Raw genomic sequence first — 18,703 nt, forward strand, 5'->3', positions numbered from 1 at the left:
TCCTTGCTACCCCGCCTCATGCAACGACACCTGATTGCGGCCGTTCTTCTTCGACGCATACAGCGCCTGGTCAGCCCATTCGATCAGCGTCTTGTGCTCGCTCAGCGGTGAGTTCATGTCCGCGACGCCCAGGCTGATGCTGCAACGAATGGCCTCCCCTTCGTGGAACACCTCTTGGGTTTCGACGGCCACCCGCAGCCGTTCAGCGAACATGCCCGCGCCGTATTTGTCGGTGTCCGGCAGCAGCACCGCATACTCCTCTCCGCCATAGCGCCCGGCAATGTCGGAGTCGCGGATGTGCTCGCGAATCACGTCGGCCACACGCTGGATCACCTTGTCGCCACACTGATGACCGTAGGTGTCGTTGACCCGCTTGAAGTGATCGATATCGAACATCACCAGCGCTGCCGACGTGCCGTAGCGAATGTGCCGTGCATACTCCAGCCGCAACGCCTCTTCCCAATGGCCGCGGTTGTACAACCCGGTGAGACGGTCGGTGCTGGAAAGCTTCTGCAACTCCCTGTTGGCAGCCTGAAGTTGCAGGCGGTTGGTCGCCACATCGGTGACGTCGTAGATCACCAGGCACACATGCGTAACGTCGCCGCTGGTGGCTCGCAGCGGAAACATCGTGGTGTTCTGGTACATGAAGTCTTCTTGCCCGGTGATCGGCTGATAGCTCTTGAAACGCACCAGATACGGACGCTGCTCCCAGATGGTGAAAGCGGGGGTGCCGAGGGTGATCACACTGTCGATCTTGTTTTTCAGCCAGTCTTCATTGATCTCGGGAAACAGCTCGAAAAACGAACGGTTGGCCGCCTCGTAGGGCAATACGCCGGAGCGGTTTTCCATGAAGGTGTTCCACACCTGAACTTCGTAATCCTGATTGAGTACCACCACACCGACGTCGATGCTCTGGGTGATGGTCAACAGCCAATGCAGCTCTTTAATGTCGATGCGATCGTTCATGAATCAGCTCATCAGGTAGGCGAGTTTGCGTGACAGCCGCTCTACCGAATCCTCGGTGAACAACATCAACAGATCGAAATGAATGTTGTGACCCTCCAGGCTGTAACTGATCTCCACAGCAAGGGTCTTTTTCCAGCGCTGCTGGTTGAGGCGGATCAGCTCCTCGATGCCGTTGTGCGCACCGAGCACCTGGGGATGGCCTTGAGAAAAGGCGATGTCGATTTGCTCGGCGATGCCGCTGAGGCAGGCGCCAATCAGGATCGATGACAGGTCCAGCAGCATTTCCATTTCGGAGTAGTGGCTGTCACGGATCTTCATTAACTGCGCCATGTCGGCGATTTCAGAGTCGTGAAACAACAGCAACGCTTCGCCGGCAATTCCGCCGCCGATGTACCCCTGGCAGACCGCGGTCAGCCGATCACTGCCTTGCGCGTCGGCCAGCGCCATGTGCAACTCGCCCACTTCCAGCATGTTGACGTTGGGCACCGGCAACTGAACGAAGACGCCCAGCACTCGCGCCAGCAGCGCAGCCGCACGGCCCATGGCGACGTTGACGGTTTCACGGAAAGCATCCTGAAAACTGATCGCGGCGTGTTCGGTCTTCGGCGCAAGGGTGACGTTACGAGAAGGCTCGCCCAACAGACCAAGACGCTGGAGGGTCAATTGCAGTTCAAGGGGGTCTGCCGGCTTCTTGAGGAAGGCCAGCGCACCGAGTTCGAGGGTGCGGCGCACGGCCTCTTCCTGAACGTCGCCCGACACCACGATGACCTTGGCTTGCATGTTTTCGGCACGCATGGCCGCCAGCGCCTGGTAACCGTCCATGTCCGGCATGGTCAGGTCCAGTAACACCACCTGGCCCAGGCCCTGACGGATCGCTTCCAGGCCTTCATGTCCATTGGTCGCTGTCGTGACCGACACCCCCCAATCGGAAGGCAAGGCGCGGATCAACTGTTTGCGCGCCATATTGGAGTCGTCGCAAATCAGCAGGGGGATCATGGGCATCGCTTTCAATCTCACAACAAAAGAGTTTCAGGCCGGGCCCGGAATTTCAGTGCAATTAGTTGTCGTGCAATACATAAGCCTGTGTGCAGAGGGATTTAACCTTCTGACAGCATCCTGCAAAAGTGAGTCGTTTCTTCACTCATTCAAAGAGGCGCTGCGTGCTATGCAATATTTATGCTCATGATTTTATTAACTGCTCATAAATAAATGGACGCTTGTTTTATGGCGTCAAGATTTCAACTTTAACGCGCCTACTTCATTGAATTGAGTCGGTGTCACGTCGACGAACGCCAATGCCGGCAAGTTCTGCCGGCCGATACTGAAGTATGAGTTTGCTGTACCCAGGTAGTACCGCACTGTATTCACGTAGGAGTGAGGCTGTCGACCAAGTGTTTTATTGTTGCTGTCGCCACGATGATTCAGATCAATGCTCACATCGGATTGCGAGGACAGATCGTCATGAACAGCCACAAAAAAGTGCAGCCACTCCACCTCGTAGCCGCAAGCCTGAACCAATCCGGTGCTCGCCACGACTCAGTGGTATCGGAGCGGATGGCGCTGGTGGAATTGCTGCAAGGCTATCTGACGATCACCGTCGAGCTGCATCAGTACGTCAACAGCCTTGAGCTGCGGCTGCGCAACGTGAGCTTCGTAGACGTACGCCAACTGTTCCATCGCATCGGGGCTGCCGTAGAACAGTGTTCGGCGTTCCTCGACGAGCGCATTCTGGATCTGGGGGCGCCCTCTCAACGGCAGACTCTCCGCCTGCTGGGGCACAACCCCGTCGACGCCTGGCACAACCTGAGTTTTGCAACCTGCATCCAGCACATCGGTACGCGAACCCATGCCCTGATGGGCTTCTCTACTCAGGCGAAAGAGTTCATGGACCGGGCTGTTATCAATGGTGATTACAACAGCCTGCATCTGGTGACCGATTGCATTTATCAGATCAGCCAGTTGGTGGCGCTGATCCAGATCCATATCCCGGCCGATCCCCTTCCCTCTCTCGCACCGCCGCAATCACTTTTGCACGGCGCCCTCTGAAACAATCTTCACACTTTGACCCTTCACGCAAACCCAATAATGGCGCAAAGCTATGATCTGCCAGTACTTTTTCTGCTGCCGCAGGAAAGACCGGTGAGTCTCTTTTTTGAAGCCTGGGTTAGTGCTGCGACTTGGACTCATCTTCGTCAAACTAATGAATGAGCTATACAATGCCGTCCGCAAACGACAGATGCGCAAGTGTTGGCGGGAGAACAGCCAAAGTTGAAATAACGCGCGCTAAAGTACGCAACTAGCCCAGGGTCGATTCCAGACAGTCAATCAACGTCTGCACCTGAAACGGTTTGGCGAGAAAGCAGACCGCAGTTCCGGTCATTGCGCGTTTGCGCACTGTTTCTTCGGGAAAGGCGGTGATGAAGATGGTGGGGATGTGAATCCCTTGCGTGGTCAGATGCTCATGTAATTCGACTCCGCTCATCTTAGGCATTTGCACGTCAGTGATCAGGCAATCAGCGTTGCGAACGTAGTCAGAACGAAGGAAATCCTCAGCCGAGGAAAAAACATTTACGAGAAAACCCAGTGAACGAACGAGGCTGTCGATGCTGGCGCGAACCGCGTTGTCGTCGTCGACCACAGCGATCATTGGGGGGCTGGACAAGCGATATACCTTTTTGCGGACCGAAAGAAATGCGCAGCGATGCGCATCACAACAGCCCACACGTTACCGGCCCCGCTCCAGCCCGAGAAGTATACGGGTGTATGACCGCGACGGACGGGGTAGACGGCGCCAGTGTCGCTCACGGCGATTGAATCAAGCTCCGTCGAGTGCCTGGGACATCTTCACCAGATCTGCGAACGTACGCGCCTGCATCTTCTTCATCGCATGCCCACGATGGATCTTCACAGTGATCTCGCTGAGGCCCATCTCGGAGGCGATCTGCTTGTTCATCAAGCCTGTGACGGCGTAGGCCATCACTTCCTGCTCGCGAGCAGTGAGCGTCTGGTAGCGGGCGCTCAAGTCAGCGGCGGTCTTGCCGGCTTCGCGACGCTTGCCGTCCTTCTGCAACGCCAGAGTCACGGCGTCCAGCAGGTCCTGCTCGCGGAAGGGTTTGACCAGAAAGTCCAGAGCCCCCGCCTTCATCGCCTTCACCGACATTGCGATATCGCCATGGCCACTGACGAACACGATGGGCATCGAGACTTTCATTTCCGTCAGGCGCACCTGAAAGTCCAGGCCGCTTTCGCCTTGCAGCCGCACATCGAGAATCAGGCAGGCCGGCACGTCCTCGAAGGGATGCTGCAAGAACTCCGCACCGGAGGCATAGGTATGGACGCGCATCCCCACGGACCGCAACAGGCTGTCGAGCCCGGTGCGAATCGAAGGGTCGTCATCGACCACGAAAACGATCGGGTTCAAGTCAGCGGTAGTCATGATGGAATCTGCTCACAGGCGGGTAGAGAGAAACTCAAGGCAGCGCCATGGCCCAACTCGCTCTCTGCCCAGATACGGCCGCCATGGGCATCGATGATCGAACGACAAATCGACAGGCCCATGCCCATCCCCTCTGGTTTGGTAGTGAAAAACGGGTTGAACAGGCTGGGCAGGTTAGGCACCGAAATGCCTGGCCCATTGTCCTGAACACGCAGCGAAACATCGCCATTCCCAGCGTTGCCCAAGACCAGCGAAAGAGTGCGCGCCTTGCCGTGCATCCCCGACATGGCCTGCATGGCATTCATCAGCAAATTGATGATTACCTGCTGCAACTGCACTTTATCGCCCCTGACCCACATCGGCTCGCTCACCGGTTTGAACTCGAAATTCACACGGTGACGCAGTATCTCGCGCCGCACGAGCGCGACCGACTCCTGCAGAACATCCTGCAGATCGATGGGAACATGCTTCGGATCGGTCTTGCGCGACAGGGCCCGGATTCGCCGAATGACCTCACTGGCACGATGCGCTTCGCTCTTGATGCGCTCAATGGCGCTGCGTACCTCGCCCAGGTCGGGAACCTCTCGATTCAACCAGCGCAGTCCAGCCTCGGCATTGGTAGTGATCGCCGACAATGGCTGATTGACCTCGTGGGCAATGGAAGCCGCCATCTCGCCCAGAGTCGTCACGCGGGTGACATGAGCCAGCTGGCTTTGAGAGCGATGCAGTGCCTCTTCGGCATTCTTCGCTGCGGTGACATCCATTAACGCGCCGATGTATTCGCAATCACCGGAGGCATCATGAACCTGGCGTGCCAGCATGCGTACGAACTTGCAGGAGCCATCGCTCATGAGCACTCGAAACTCGGCCTCCATGTTCGAGTGACGCGCATAGGCCTGTTCGATGAGGGATTTGAGATCGTCTGTGTCTTCAGGGTGTGTGCGACCGATCATGTACTCCAGCGTCGGCTGCAAATGATCGTCGAACTGAAAAATACGTCGAGCCTCGTCGGACCAGTACATTTCCGCGCTAGGCATTTTCAAGCCGATACTCCCCGTCTGACTCAGGCGCTGAGCACCCGCCAGAAACGCCTCGCTGCGATGGAGCAGATGCACCTGTTCCTGCAAGGCGTCACGAGCCGCCTTATTTTTCAAAGCCAGAAAGGCCGTGATGGCGATGGCACAGAGGCTGACCAGACAGCGGGCAAAAGGCGGTACCAGCCATTCGGGCCCGTGGGAAAAGAGGAAGGCGGCCAGTGTCAGAAGCCCACAGACCAATGAGACCGTAGCGACCCCTGCGCGCGAAAACAGGTCTCCGGACATCAGGATGACCGCGACGTAGAGCACGGCAATCGCAACATCGAGCGAGCTGAGCCAGTCGATCAGGAAAATGACCAAGGCGAGCACCAACGCACCCAGCCTCAACAGCCAGACGCTGGGCGGGATCTGGGCCCGGGGAGCCGCTACCTTAGCAGCTGGGACAGTATTCATTGCGACCGTTTTGCCTTTTTTGAATCATTGGAATGGCAGCGCAAAGATGTTTTCTACGGGCAGCGAATGCCGCGTTCGCCTCATCCATCAAAAGGTGTGGAGAGGTCAGAATAGTATTTTTTCTGTTGATCGTTTGCCCATAGGACGAACGTATCGAACGGGACACAAATATACGCAGGAATGAGGGGTGAAGACAGGCTATGACAGCCGGGGATGGGAATATTGAGCATATGTGCTGCGTTGATATTGGCGCAGCTGAATAGAACAAGCCCCGGCGTGAACGCCAGGGCTTGTAATGGTCACATCCGTATGACCTTCGCATGAACCTTCAATCGACCAACCGACGGCCTCCCTGGCCGTCAATCGTCCGTTCTAACGGTTCTTGGGAAAAACTTTATTCAGCTTTCAGGCCGTCAGCCGAAACAGCTTTGACGCCTTTGATTTTCTTGGTGATCGCTACAGCAGTTGCTTTCTGCGATTCGGAAACCGCGACAGTCGACGACAGGGAAACCACGCCTTTGTTGGTTTCAACCTTGATGTCGGAGCCAGGAATGCCTTTTTCGGTCAGCAGATCAGATTTGACCTTGGTAGTGATCCAGGTATCGGAAGTAGCTTCCTTGGTTTTGGCGACTTCATTTGCAGCGACCACCATCGGAGCTTGGGTAGAGGTCTGGGCCATGGCTACGTTTGCCATGGTCAGAGTCAGAGCAGTGGCGGTAGCGGCAGCAATAGCGAACTTCTTCATACGAGTAACTCCTGTTTTTCTCAGAATCTGCGCCAACCTCGTTGGCCGCAGGGTTACGGTATATATCGCAAGCGCTGTGCCAAACCGGTTGAAGATAATATTCTCTTTGTTATCAATGACTTATAAATTCGTGGATCCGACATGATCGTGCAGATTGCCCGTTTACGGAAAGTTCCGCTTGCAAGATGCATGTTCTGACCGAGCCGTGACTGTCTGTTTTTACCGTAACTCATTAATTGCACACGAAAAAAAAGAGCCCCAAAGGGCTCTTTTCTCAAGCGCTGACGCAATGTGACCAGAAGCGCGTGCGATTAAACGCCCGACGCCTTGGCTGCAGCAACGTCCTTGATCGACAGCTTGATACGGCCGCGGTTGTCGACGTCCAGTACCAGCACTTCGACTTCCTGCCCTTCTTTCAGCACGTCGGTGACTTTCTCGACACGAGCATCGCTCAGCATAGAGATGTGCACCAGACCGTCTTTGCCAGGCAGGATGTTGACGAATGCGCCGAAGTCGACGATGCGCTCAACCTTGCCGACGTAGATCTTGCCGATTTCAGCTTCTGCGGTAATACCCAGAACGCGCTGACGTGCTGCTTCAGCCGCTTCCTTGGTTTCGCCGAAGATCTTGATCGAGCCATCGTCTTCGATGTCGATCGAGGCCTTGGTTTCCTCACAGATGGCACGGATGGTCGCGCCGCCTTTACCGATGACGTCACGGATCTTGTCGGTGTCGATCTTCATCGCGATCATGGTCGGAGCGTTTTCCGACAGCTCGGTACGCGACTGACCAATGATGTTGTTCATCTGACCGAGGATGTTCAGGCGAGCTTCCAGGGCCTGGCCCAGGGCAATCTCCATGATCTCTTCGGTGATGCCCTTGATCTTGATGTCCATCTGCAGTGCGGTGACGCCTTTGGCGGTACCGGCTACCTTGAAGTCCATGTCGCCGAGGTGGTCTTCGTCACCCAGGATGTCGGTCAGAATGGCGAACTTCTCGCCTTCCTTGACCAGACCCATCGCGATACCGGCAACAGGTGCCTTCATCGGAACACCAGCGTCCATCAGTGCCAGGGAAGCACCGCAGACCGAAGCCATCGAGCTTGAACCGTTGGATTCAGTGATTTCCGATACGACGCGGATGGTGTACGGGAAAGCGTCAGCTGCTGGCAGCATGGCCTGAACCGAACGACGAGCCAAACGGCCGTGACCGATTTCGCGACGACCAGCGCCACCCATGCGACCACACTCGCCTACCGAGAACGGAGGGAAGTTGTAGTGCAGCATGAAGGGGTCTTTTTTCTCGCCTTCAAGGGTGTCGAGCAGCTGTGCATCACGAGCAGTACCCAGAGTGGCAACGACCAGTGCCTGAGTTTCGCCACGGGTGAACAGTGCCGAACCATGAGTCTTCGGCAGAACGCCGACTTCGATGTTCAGCGGGCGTACGGTACGGGTGTCGCGACCGTCGATACGTGGCTTGCCGTTGACGATGTTTTCGCGAACGGTGCGGTATTCGATTTCGCCGAATGCGGCTTTGACTTCAGAAGCAGACGGGCTGCCTTCTTCAACGGCCAGCTTGGCAACGATCTGATCCTTCAACTCGCCCAGGCGAGCATAACGATCGGCCTTGACGGTGATGGTGTAGGCCTCGGAAATGGCAGCGCCGAACTCGGAGCGGATAGCGCCCAGCAGTTCAGTGGCTCCAGCCTTCGGAGCCCAAGCCCAGGTAGGCTTGGCCGCTTCTGCAGCCAGCTCTTTGACAGCCTTGATCACCGACTGGAATTCGTCGTGAGCAAACAGAACCGCGCCCAGCATCTGGTCTTCGGTCAGCTCTTTGGCTTCCGACTCAACCATCAGTACCGCTTCTTCGGTACCGGCAACGACCATGTCCAGGCTCGAAGCTTTCAGTTGCTCGTAAGTCGGGTTCAGCAGGTAGCCGGTGCTTTCGTGGAAAGCCACACGAGCGGCGCCGATCGGGCCGTCGAAAGGAATACCGGAGATTGCCAGGGCAGCCGAGGTACCGATCATCGCAGCGATGTCCGGATCGGTTTTCTTGCTGGTGGAAACGACGGTGCAGACAACCTGCACTTCGTTCATGAAACCTTCAGGAAACAGAGGGCGGATCGGACGGTCGATCAGACGCGAGGTGAGGGTCTCCTTCTCGGAAGGACGGCCTTCACGCTTGAAAAAACCGCCAGGAATCTTGCCTGCAGCGTAGGTTTTTTCTTGGTAGTGAACGGAAAGTGGGAAGAAGCCTTTGCCAGCGTCTGCTTGTTTGGCGCCGACCACAGTCACGAGAACGGTGACGTCGTCGTCAACGGTGACCAATACTGCACCAGAAGCCTGACGGGCGATGCGGCCTGTCTCCAGGGTTACGGTCGATTGACCGAATTGAAACTTCTTGATTACCGGGTTCACGGTTTCCTACCTTATTTGTGGCTCTTGGGGGAACTGGTTTCTTGCGAATTCTTGGGCAGTGAGGGGAATCGGACCCTTCGCCAGTCCAGGGTGAAACGTAAAACGTGTATCCAGATAAAACTTGAGGCTGGGAGCCTGCCACGCCTCGGCGGAAACCCGCAGATGCACGACAGACAACCAACCTCTAGCGCAATCGCTGATTAGCGACGCAGACCCAGGCGACCGATCAGAGCGCTGTAACGGCTCACGTCTTTGCCTTTCAGGTAGTCCAGCAGCTTACGACGCTGGTTAACCATGCGGATCAGACCACGACGGGAGTGGTGATCTTTACCGTTGGCCTTGAAGTGACCTTGCAGTTTGTTGATGTTGGCGGTCAGCAGTGCAACTTGCACTTCTGGCGAACCAGTGTCACCAACAGCTTGCTGGTAGTCAGCAACGATTTGAGCTTTTTCTTGAACGTCGAGAGCCATGAGGCAATCCTTTTATCAGGAAACTGTTTCAAAGAAACAGCTTCAACAGGCCAGGGACAAATCCCTGTATCTATAAGAGAGGAGTGACCGTGCCTGTTGACAGCCACCCTCTTACCGCCGCGCCAGGAAAACCCTGACCCGACGGGTTCGGTCACTCTGACCGAATCAGTCGACGTGGCGCAATACGCCCGTCTTCACTCACTTCACCGATCCCGATGAAGCGTCCTTCATGATCCTGCACCCGCACCATGCCGAACTTCGGCGCATCCGGGGCTCTCACTGGCTGACCGTGCAACCAGTAAAACGAACTGTGCTCGGAAAACTTCAACAGCGGCCAGTCAAGCAGACCACTGTCGGAAGGCATCAGGAAGCGATCGACTGCTTCATTGCCACCTTCGGCGTGCACCGCTTCCAGCTCCTCCAGCGTTACCGTCTGGGCAAGCGTGAAAGGTCCGGCCTGTGTACGGCGCAGTTCGGCAACATACGCACCACAGCCAAGCTTTTCACCAATATCTTCCACCAGGGTACGAATATAGGTGCCTTTGCTGCAGTCGACGGCCAAACGAGCGGTCTCGCCTTCACTCGCCAATAATTCCAGGCGCGCAATAGTAACAGAACGCGCTTCGCGCTCCACCACTTCCCCTGCCCGGGCCAACTTGTACAGCGGCTGGCCATCACGCTTCAGGGCCGAGTACATCGGCGGTATCTGACTGATTTGTCCGCGAAATCCGGGCAGCACAGACTCGATATCGGCGCGACCAACGGTCACCGGACGGGTCTGCAAAACTTCGCCCTCAGCGTCAGCCGTGGTGGTGGTCTTGCCCAGCTGCATCAGGGTTTCGTAACCCTTGTCGGAATCCAGCAGGTACTGCGAGAACTTGGTCGCCTCGCCAAAGCACAACGGCAGTACGCCGGTGGCCAGTGGGTCGAGGCTGCCGGTGTGGCCGGCCTTTTCCGCATTGAGCAACCAGCGGACCTTCTGCAAGGCGGCGTTGGAAGTAAAACCCAGCGGCTTGTCGAGCAGGATGATGCCACTGACGTTGCGGCGGATACGCTTGACCTGAGCCACGCCGTTACTCCTCCGAACCGTCTTGCTTTGGCGCGGATTCGTGCTGACCGTCTTCGGCCACTGCGCGCTCGATCAACGCCGACAGATGCGCGCCACGGGCGACGCTTTCGTCGTAGTGGAAGTGCAACTGAGGCACGCTGCGCAGCTTCATTTCACGCGCCAGTTGCATGCGCAGAAAGCCCGCTGCGGAGTTGAGCACCTTGATCGACTGCTTGATTTCTTCGGCGCTGTCTTCACCCATCACGGTGATGTAGATCTTGGCGTGACCGACGTCACGGCTGACGTCGACGGCGGTGATGGTGACCAGACCCACGCGTGGATCCTTGACCTCACGGCGAATCAACTGAGCCAGCTCGCGCTGCATCTGATCGCCGATACGTTGGGTACGGCTGTATTCTTTTGCCATGTCTTGTTACCTGTACTGACCCACGGCAAAAGCCATGCGGTCTGAAAGCGGCAAACGCCCGGCCTGGCAGAAGCCGGACCGGGCGTTGCGTTTAGAATCCATGGCAGGCGTTGGGCATTTGCATGCGACGACTGCCATGACTCTTGAAGCTCGCGACTTAGAGGCTGCGAGCAACCTGGACCTTCTCGAAGACTTCGATCTTGTCACCGACCTTGACGTCGTTGTAGCTCTTGACGCCGATACCGCATTCCATGCCGGCACGTACTTCGGAAGCGTCATCCTTGAAGCGGCGCAGAGACTCCAGCTCGCCTTCGAAGATAACGATGTCTTCACGCAGTACACGGATCGGACGGTTACGGTGCACAACACCTTCGATCACCATGCAACCAGCGATCGCGCCAAACTTCGGCGAACGGAACACGTCGCGAACTTCGGCGATACCCAGGATGTTCTCCCGGACGTCGCTGCCAAGCATACCGGTCAGGGCTTTCTTGACGTCTTCGATGATGTCGTAGATCACGTTGTAGTAACGCATATCCAGACCTTCCTGCTCGACGATCTTGCGCGCGCCGGCATCGGCACGCACGTTGAAGCCAAACAGTACAGCGTTGGAAGCCAGTGCCAGGTTGGCGTCGGACTCGGTGATACCACCGACACCGCCACCGACCACGCGCACTTGCACTTCGTCGTTGCCCAGGCCATTCAATGCGCCCTGCAAAGCTTCCAGCGAACCACGGACGTCGGATTTGAGGACGATGTTGAGCGTCTTCTTCTCGGCCTGACCCATGTTTTCGAAGATGTTTTCCAGCTTGCCGGCGTGAGCGCGAGCCAGTTTGACTTCGCGGAACTTGCCTTGACGGAACAGAGCCACTTCACGGGCTTTCTTCTCGTCAGCAACCACGCTCATCTCGTCGCCAGCGTCCGGGGTACCGTCCAGGCCGAGGATCTCGACAGGGATGGAAGGACCGGCTTCCTTGATTGGCTTGCCGTTCTCGTCGAGCATGGCACGCACTCGACCATAGTTCGAACCGACCAGCACCATGTCGCCCTGGCGCAGGGTACCGTCTTGAACCAGGACGGTTGCAACCGGGCCACGACCTTTGTCGAGACGCGATTCAACGACAACACCACGGCCAGGAGCCGATGGAGTCGCTTTCAGTTCGAGGACTTCAGCTTGCAGCAGAACGGCTTCAAGCAGCTCGTCCACGCCGGTACCGACTTTAGCCGACACAGGTACGAACGGCGTATCACCGCCCCACTCTTCGGACGTCACGCCGTGAACCGACAGTTCGCTACGGATGCGATCAAGATCGGCGCCCGGCTTGTCGATCTTGTTCACCGCGACAACCAGCGGAACGCCAGCAGCAACAGCGTGCTGAACGGCTTCAATGGTCTGCGGCATCACGCCGTCGTCAGCAGCAACGACCAGAATCACGATGTCGGTCGCCTTGGCACCACGAGCACGCATTGCGGTAAACGCGGCGTGACCCGGGGTGTCGAGGAAGGTGACCATGCCGCGTTCGGTTTCAACGTGGTATGCACCGATGTGCTGGGTGATGCCACCGGCTTCGCCAGCAGCTACCTTGGCACGACGGATGTAGTCGAGCAGCGAGGTTTTACCGTGGTCAACGTGGCCCATTACGGTCACGACTGGTGCACGGGAGAACGTCTCGCCTTCAAACTTCAGGGACTCGGCCAGGGAATCTTCCAGAGCGGTGTCGCTGACCAGGGTCACTTTGTGGCCCAGTTCTTCGGCTACCAGTTGAGCAGTTTCCTGATCAAGCACCTGGTTGATGGTCGCTGGAGTACCCAGTTTGAACATGAACTTGATGATTTCAGCAGCCTTCACCGACATCTGATTGGCGAGATCACCAACAGTGATGGTCTCGCCGATCTGCACATCACGCACGACAGGGCCGGTCGGGCTCTGGAAACCGTGGGCGTTGCGCTTCTTCAGCTTGGCCTTGCCGCGACCACCACGACGGAAGCCATCGCTTTCTTCGTCGGTAGTACGTGGAGCAACGCGCGGTGCTGGTGCCTTTTCCTTGACCGAGGCACGATGCGGAGCGTTTTTGCGCTCACCATCACCACCACCGCTGCGGCGATTGTTATCGTCGTTACGTGGTTTGTCAGGACGACGTTGCTCGTCTTTCTTGCGAACATCGGCAACAGGAGCAGGTGCAGCCACAGGTGCTTCCTGAGCAGGCTGGGCAACAGCTTGCGCCGCAGGCTCAGAGGCTGGAGCAGCAACCGCGTCAACCGCTTGCGGAGCAGGAGCAGGCTGGCGACGCGCTTCTTCTTCGGCACGCTGACGGGCTTCTTCTTCAGCCTTTTGACGAGCGGCATTTTCTACCGCACGACGCTCTTCCTGCTCACGCTTGCGCTCGGCTTCGATTTCTTCCGGGCTGCGCTGTACAAAGACTTTCTTTTTACGCACTTCAACGCTGATGCTCTTGCTGCCAGCAACGCGCAGAGTACTGGTGGTTTTACGCTGCAAAGTGATCTTGCGCGGTTCTTCCACTTTAGCCTTGTGGCCGCTTTTCAGGTGCGTCAACAGGGCTTGTTTTTCGTTATCGGTCACAACTTGCTCGGCGGCGGTGTGCGGCAGACCTGCCTCACGCATCTGCTGTAACAGGCGCTCTACCGGTGTGTCGACCGTTTTGGCCAGTTCTTTCACCGTGACTTGCGTCATGCACTTCTCTCCTCAGGCCGCATTTACTTACTCGAACCAATGGGCTCGGGCGGCCATGATCAACTTGCCGGCACGATCATCGTCAATGCCGTCGATGTCGAGCAGATCGTCAATAGACTGCTCGGCCAGGTCTTCGCGGGTAACTACGCCGCGCACCGCCAGTTCCATCGCCAAATCCTTGTCCATACCCTCAAGCGAGAGCAGGTCTTCGGCCGGATGGGCGTCTGCCAGCTTTTCCTCAGTAGCGATGGCTTTAGTCAACAAACGATCCTTGGCACGAGCACGAAGCTCGTTGACGATGTCTTCGTCAAAGCCGTCGATGTTGAGCATTTCTTCCAACGGTACGTAGGCAATCTCTTCCAGGCTGGTGAAGCCTTCGTCGACCAGCACCTGTGCAAGCTCTTCGTCGACTTCCAGCTCGTCGATGAAGTTGCGCAGGATGTCGCCGGTTTCCGCTTGCTGCTTGGCCTGGATGTCCGATTCGGTCATCACGTTCAAGGTCCAGCCAGTCAACTGGCTCGCCAGACGCACGTTTTGACCACCGCGGCCAATCGCCTGGGCCAGGTTGTCTGCGCCTACAGCGATGTCCATGGCGTGGGCGTCTTCATCAACGATGATCGCTGCCACTTCGGCAGGCGACATGGCGTTGATGACGAACTGCGCCGGATTGTCGTCCCAGAGCACGATATCCACACGCTCGCCGCCCAACTCGCCGGAAACAGCCTGGACACGCGAACCGCGCATGCCGATGCAAGCGCCTTGCGGGTCGATGCGTTTGTCCTTGGAGCGAACTGCGATCTTTGCACGCGAACCAGGATCACGAGAGGCAGCCATCACCTCGATGAGACCTTCGGCGATTTCCGGAACTTCAATCCGGAACAGCTCGATCAGCATCTCTGGCGCAGTACGCGACAGGATCAGCTGAGGACCACGGTTTTCAGTGCGGATTTCTTTGAGCAGTGCACGAACGCGGACACCCACACGGAAAGTTTCCCGGGAGATGATGTCTTCACGCGCCAGCAGCGCCTCGGCATTGTTACCCAAGTCGACGATGACATTGTCACGTGTAACTTTTTTAACAGTACCGGAAATGATTTCGCCCAGACGCTCACGATAAGCGTCTACGACTTGAGCGCGCTCGGCTTCGCGAACCTTCTGCACAATGACTTGCTTGGCAGTCTGGGCGGCGATGCGACCGAACTCGATGGACTCGATCTTATCTTCTACAACGTCGCCGACCTTGGCGCCCGGATGAGTCTCGGCAACCTTGCTCGGCCATGTTTCGATCGCTGGATCGTCGAGATCTTCTTCCTCGACGACCGTCCAGCGACGGAAAGTCTCATAAGCGCCCGTGTGGCGATTGATTTCCACACGAAGGTCAACTTCGTCTTCGAAACGCTTTTTAGTGGCCGTGGCCAGAGCTATCTCAAGCGCCTCAAAAATCACATCGGCCGGTACGCCTTTTTCATTGGATACCGACTCAACAACCAGCAGTACTTCTTTGCTCATCGTACGCCTCGCCTTTCGCAAGCCATTGGATCCGCGGGATCCGCGTCTCAGTCAAACGTGGGAATAATGTTGGCTTTGTCGATCAGATCGATCGGCAACAGGTATTCGTGATCATCCACTTGCACCACGACATCCTGCTCCTCCACCCCGCGGAGAAGGCCTTGAAAGTTACGTCGACCGTCGAAGGGCGAGCGCAGCTTTATCTTCACTTGTTCCCCGGCAAAGGCTGCAAACTGCTCGATGGTGAACAGCGGGCGTTCCATGCCTGGAGAAGAAACTTCGAGCGTATATTCGGAGCTGATCGGATCTTCTACGTCCAGAACACCGCTGATCTGACGGCTGACGATGGCACAATCGTCCACCAGCACGCCGCCCTCTTTATCGATATAAACGCGCAACATTGAGTGACGACCCTGGGCCGAAAACTCGATACCCCAGCATTCATAGCCAAGGGCCACGACCACCGGGGCCAACAAGGCCTGCAACTGTTCTAGCTTGCTCGACACCTGAACCCCCTCGTGCATGCTGTGCAAATAAAAAATGGGCAAAGCGCCCATCATGAAAAACGCCGTTGAACAGCGGCGTAATAAAGTGTCCAGCTAACAAAAAGCCCCTGAAAAGGGGCTCCGCTAAAACTGGTTGCGGGGGCTGGATTTGAACCAACGACCTTCGGGTTATGAGCCCGACGAGCTACCAGACTGCTCCACCCCGCGACAAAGCTGGGGCGGAAGTATACGACCGATCCCGATTTGGGTCAATCCGACACATCCACCTACAAGAAAGCCCGCTACTGCGGGCTGACTTGTTCAATTGGTACCGAGAAGGGGACTCGAACCCCTACACCCTATGGGCACAACCACCTCAAGGTTGCGTGTCTACCAATTCCACCACCTCGGCATTACAACTCTTTTTGCAGCCCCGACATCAACTGCGAATCCTGTGTTACTTCTGTTCTGGAGCGGCAGGAACATCAGCTGGAGCAGCGGCTGGTTTCTGTTGTCCTTCCAGGACCGGAACATCATCTGCTGCCGGCTTTTGCTTGACTTCCAACACTGCTGGATCTGGCAAACCTACTTGAGTCAGCTGATGAGCTTTCTCTTTAGCAAAGTAACCTAACCCTAAGCTGGTTATGAAGAAACAGGCGGCAAGTATAGCAGTAAGTTTACTAAGAAAGGTAGAGGAACCTTGGCCTCCGAAGACAGTATTTGATGCACCTGCCCCGAACGACGCGCCAGCGTCCGCACCTTTACCCTGCTGAAGCAATACCAGAGCAACAACGCCCAGAGCACCCAGCAGATGAAGAACGACTACGACTGTTTCCAGCATTTTTCAGTTTCCCGCGGCGCGAATGATCGCACCGAACTCATCTGCATTCAGGGAAGCACCACCAATGAGGCCCCCATCGATATCCGGCATGCCGAACAGTTCAGCCGCATTGGCCGCCTTCACGCTGCCGCCATATAGAAGCCGCACACCTTGCGCGACTTCAGAATTCTCTTTCGCCAACTGCGCACGAATCGCTGCGTGCACGTCTTGCGCCTGCTGAGGCGTAGCCGTCAATCCGGTACCAATGGCCCAGACTGGCTCGTAGGCAATTACCGCATTCACGAAAGCGTCGATGCCCAGCTCTTCGATGATGCTGTCGAGCTGCTGCCCGACGACCTCAAGCGTTTTACCAGCTTCGCGCTGCTCAAGTGTTTCACCGATACACAGCACCGGCGTCAGACCACTTGCCTGGGCCGCCGCAAACTTGCGGTTCAGGACCTCGTTGCTTTCGCCCAGAATCTGGCGGCGCTCCGAGTGCCCTACAAGCACCAGCTTGCAACCTGCATCCTGCAACTGAGTCGGCGAAATTTCACCGGTCAGCGCTCCCTGCCCCGCTTCGTGCGCGCAGTTCTGCGCACCTACCGAAATCGAGTGTTCTTCGAAGCACTCGGCAACGAAGCTGACGTGCAGGCTCGTAGGGAATACCGCAACATCGACACCGTCAGGAATGGCCATATTTGCCAAACCTTCGACCAGCTCAGCGACGCTGGCGCAGGTACCGTGCATTTTCCAGTTACCAGCTACCATAGGGCGACGCATGCTGTACCTCGTCGGTCAAAGTGGGCGCAGATGTTACCCAACAGTTTCAACACTGGCAAGCCGAAATCAGGCGCAAACTTCAGCAACCAGTTTTGCCAGCTCGTCGGCATAGCCAGCGACCAGTGTTTCGTCCTCGCCTTCGACCATTACGCGTACCAACGGCTCTGTGCCGGACTTGCGCAAGAGCACGCGCCCACGCCCCCCCATGGCAGCAGTGACGCGATCACATGCCTCTTTGACCGCGGGGTGCTGCACTGGGTCAATCTTGCCACCTTCGAAGCGCACATTGACCAACACCTGCGGGCATTTATTCAGGCCCTGACGCGACTCGGCCAGGCTTTGACCGGAACGCTTCAATGCGAGCAAGACCTGCAGCGCGGCAATGATCGCATCCCCCGTTGTGGTGTGCTGGAAGCAGACCACGTGACCGGAATTCTCACCACCAACCTGCCAGTTGCGCTCGAGCAGCTCCGCAATGACATAGCGGTCGCCCACATTAGCCCGCACGAACGGGATACTCAGCTCAGCCAGGGCCAGCTCCAACCCCAGATTGCTCATCAAGGTACCGACGACACCGCCCTGCAGGCGGCCGCGCTCGTGCAGATCACGCGCAATGATGTAAATCAGCTCGTCCCCATCTACGACTGCCCCGGTGTGATCGACCATCAACACGCGATCACCATCGCCATCGAAGCCGATACCCAGATCTGCCTTCTCCGCCACCACAGCTGCCTGCAACGCCCCCATGTGGGTGGACCCACAGTCGTCGTTGATATTCAGACCGTTAGGTGCAGCGGACAGTACAGTAACGTGCGCGCCCAGCTCTCGAAAAACGTTCGGCGCCACCTTGTAGGTCGCACCATGAGCGCAGTCGATCACCAGCCTCAAGCCAGCAAAACTGGTACTGGTGGGCACGCTACTCTTGCAGAACTCGATGTAACGGCCTGCGGCATCGTTGATTCGAGAAACCTTGCCAAGCTGCTCCGACTCGACGACGGTCATCGGCGCATCAAGCAGTTCTTCGATCATCATCTCGACCTCATCCGGCAGCTTGGTGCCCTGCCCGGAGAAGAACTTGATGCCGTTATCGTGATGCGGGTTATGGGATGCGCTGATAACGATGCCCGCCTGCGCATGGAAGGTACGGGTAAGGTAAGCGATGGCCGGTGTAGGCATCGGACCGAGCAGCATCACATCGGCACCGGCCGCAGACAAACCGGCCTCAAGCGCCGACTCGAACATATAACCGGAGATCCGCGTGTCCTTGCCTACCAGAATGCGGCATGCACCCATCTTGCGGAACGCCATGCCCGCCGCCCAGCCCAACTTGAGCATGAAATCGGGCGTGATCGGGAATTGACCTACACGACCGCGAATGCCGTCGGTTCCGAAATATTTCTTAGTGCTCATGGGTGCTC

The 18,703-nt window shown here is 57.0% G+C and carries 17 protein-coding genes and 2 tRNA genes; 1 reads left to right on the forward strand and 18 read right to left on the reverse strand.

The genetic code is table 11. From position 1 onward, the window contains the following. Nucleotides 1–6: 6 nt before the first annotated feature. Both BWR59_RS15715 and BWR59_RS15720 read right to left on the reverse strand, forming a co-directional pair. Nucleotides 7–966: a sensor domain-containing diguanylate cyclase gene (locus BWR59_RS15715; protein WP_081566567.1), complete on the reverse strand. Its 960-nt coding sequence runs from the start codon at nucleotides 964–966 to the stop codon at nucleotides 7–9. Between the two features lie 3 nt (nucleotides 967–969). After that, nucleotides 970–1,968, reverse strand: a complete 999-nt coding sequence (locus BWR59_RS15720; protein ID WP_081566568.1) for a response regulator — start codon at nucleotides 1,966–1,968, stop codon at nucleotides 970–972. A 459-nt stretch (nucleotides 1,969–2,427) separates the two neighbouring features. Between BWR59_RS15720 and BWR59_RS15725 the strand changes: the two genes are divergently transcribed. Beyond that, entirely contained in the window at nucleotides 2,428–3,012 is a 585-nt protein-coding gene (locus tag BWR59_RS15725) for a hypothetical protein (protein WP_081566569.1), read from the forward strand. A gap of 250 nt (nucleotides 3,013–3,262) precedes the next feature. On the opposite strand, the gene BWR59_RS15730 is transcribed toward BWR59_RS15725, so the two are convergent. The 16 genes from BWR59_RS15730 to glmM all read right to left on the reverse strand — a co-directional run bounded on the left by BWR59_RS15730 (nucleotide 3,263) and on the right by glmM (nucleotide 18,695). Then, nucleotides 3,263–3,613 carry a response regulator gene (locus BWR59_RS15730; protein ID WP_081566570.1) on the reverse strand — a complete coding sequence of 117 codons (351 nt, stop codon included), beginning with the start codon at nucleotides 3,611–3,613 and terminating at the stop codon, nucleotides 3,263–3,265. Between the two features lie 168 nt (nucleotides 3,614–3,781). After that, complete coding sequence (locus BWR59_RS15735) at nucleotides 3,782–4,402, reverse strand: response regulator transcription factor (protein ID WP_081566571.1); 621 nt, start codon at nucleotides 4,400–4,402, stop codon at nucleotides 3,782–3,784. Next, complete coding sequence (locus tag BWR59_RS15740) at nucleotides 4,399–5,892, reverse strand: ATP-binding protein (RefSeq protein ID WP_081566572.1); 1,494 nt, start codon at nucleotides 5,890–5,892, stop codon at nucleotides 4,399–4,401. Before BWR59_RS15740 ends, BWR59_RS15735 begins: the two co-directional genes overlap by 4 nt. 394 nt (nucleotides 5,893–6,286) lie before the next feature. After that, nucleotides 6,287–6,637 carry a BON domain-containing protein gene (locus tag BWR59_RS15745; RefSeq protein ID WP_081566573.1) on the reverse strand — a complete coding sequence of 117 codons (351 nt, stop codon included), beginning with the start codon at nucleotides 6,635–6,637 and terminating at the stop codon, nucleotides 6,287–6,289. Between the two features lie 311 nt (nucleotides 6,638–6,948). Next, nucleotides 6,949–9,054: a polyribonucleotide nucleotidyltransferase gene (pnp, locus tag BWR59_RS15750; RefSeq protein ID WP_081566574.1), complete on the reverse strand. Its 2,106-nt coding sequence runs from the start codon at nucleotides 9,052–9,054 to the stop codon at nucleotides 6,949–6,951. A 200-nt stretch (nucleotides 9,055–9,254) separates the two neighbouring features. Beyond that, entirely contained in the window at nucleotides 9,255–9,524 is a 270-nt protein-coding gene (gene rpsO, locus BWR59_RS15755) for a 30S ribosomal protein S15 (protein ID WP_046820615.1), read from the reverse strand. Nucleotides 9,525–9,675: 151 nt separating this feature from the next. Beyond that, entirely contained in the window at nucleotides 9,676–10,593 is a 918-nt protein-coding gene (gene truB / locus BWR59_RS15760; protein WP_081566575.1) for a tRNA pseudouridine(55) synthase TruB, read from the reverse strand. Between the two features lie 4 nt (nucleotides 10,594–10,597). Beyond that, on the reverse strand, nucleotides 10,598–10,999 hold the full coding sequence (rbfA, locus tag BWR59_RS15765; RefSeq protein WP_081566576.1) for a 30S ribosome-binding factor RbfA: 402 nt from the start codon (nucleotides 10,997–10,999) through the stop codon (nucleotides 10,598–10,600). Nucleotides 11,000–11,156: 157 nt separating this feature from the next. Beyond that, entirely contained in the window at nucleotides 11,157–13,691 is a 2,535-nt protein-coding gene (infB, locus tag BWR59_RS15770; protein WP_081566577.1) for a translation initiation factor IF-2, read from the reverse strand. 27 nt (nucleotides 13,692–13,718) lie between these two features. After that, entirely contained in the window at nucleotides 13,719–15,200 is a 1,482-nt protein-coding gene (gene nusA, locus BWR59_RS15775; RefSeq protein WP_081566578.1) for a transcription termination factor NusA, read from the reverse strand. A 47-nt stretch (nucleotides 15,201–15,247) separates the two neighbouring features. Continuing rightward, nucleotides 15,248–15,706, reverse strand: a complete 459-nt coding sequence (gene rimP / locus BWR59_RS15780) for a ribosome maturation factor RimP (protein WP_081566696.1) — start codon at nucleotides 15,704–15,706, stop codon at nucleotides 15,248–15,250. 130 nt (nucleotides 15,707–15,836) lie between these two features. Continuing rightward, nucleotides 15,837–15,913 (reverse strand) — tRNA-Met (locus tag BWR59_RS15785). 98 nt (nucleotides 15,914–16,011) lie between these two features. Beyond that, a tRNA-Leu gene (locus BWR59_RS15790) sits at nucleotides 16,012–16,097 on the reverse strand. 45 nt (nucleotides 16,098–16,142) lie between these two features. Then, a complete protein-coding gene (secG, locus tag BWR59_RS15795; protein ID WP_081566579.1) occupies nucleotides 16,143–16,526 on the reverse strand; it encodes a preprotein translocase subunit SecG in 384 nt (127 codons plus the stop codon). A gap of 3 nt (nucleotides 16,527–16,529) precedes the next feature. After that, nucleotides 16,530–17,285, reverse strand: a complete 756-nt coding sequence (gene tpiA, locus BWR59_RS15800; protein WP_081566580.1) for a triose-phosphate isomerase — start codon at nucleotides 17,283–17,285, stop codon at nucleotides 16,530–16,532. Between the two features lie 66 nt (nucleotides 17,286–17,351). Then, on the reverse strand, nucleotides 17,352–18,695 hold the full coding sequence (glmM, locus tag BWR59_RS15805) for a phosphoglucosamine mutase (RefSeq protein ID WP_081566581.1): 1,344 nt from the start codon (nucleotides 18,693–18,695) through the stop codon (nucleotides 17,352–17,354). Nucleotides 18,696–18,703 lie beyond the last annotated feature (8 nt).

The sequence above is a fragment of the Pseudomonas sp. Bc-h genome (assembly GCF_002080045.1).
Lineage (GTDB): Bacteria > Pseudomonadota > Gammaproteobacteria > Pseudomonadales > Pseudomonadaceae > Aquipseudomonas.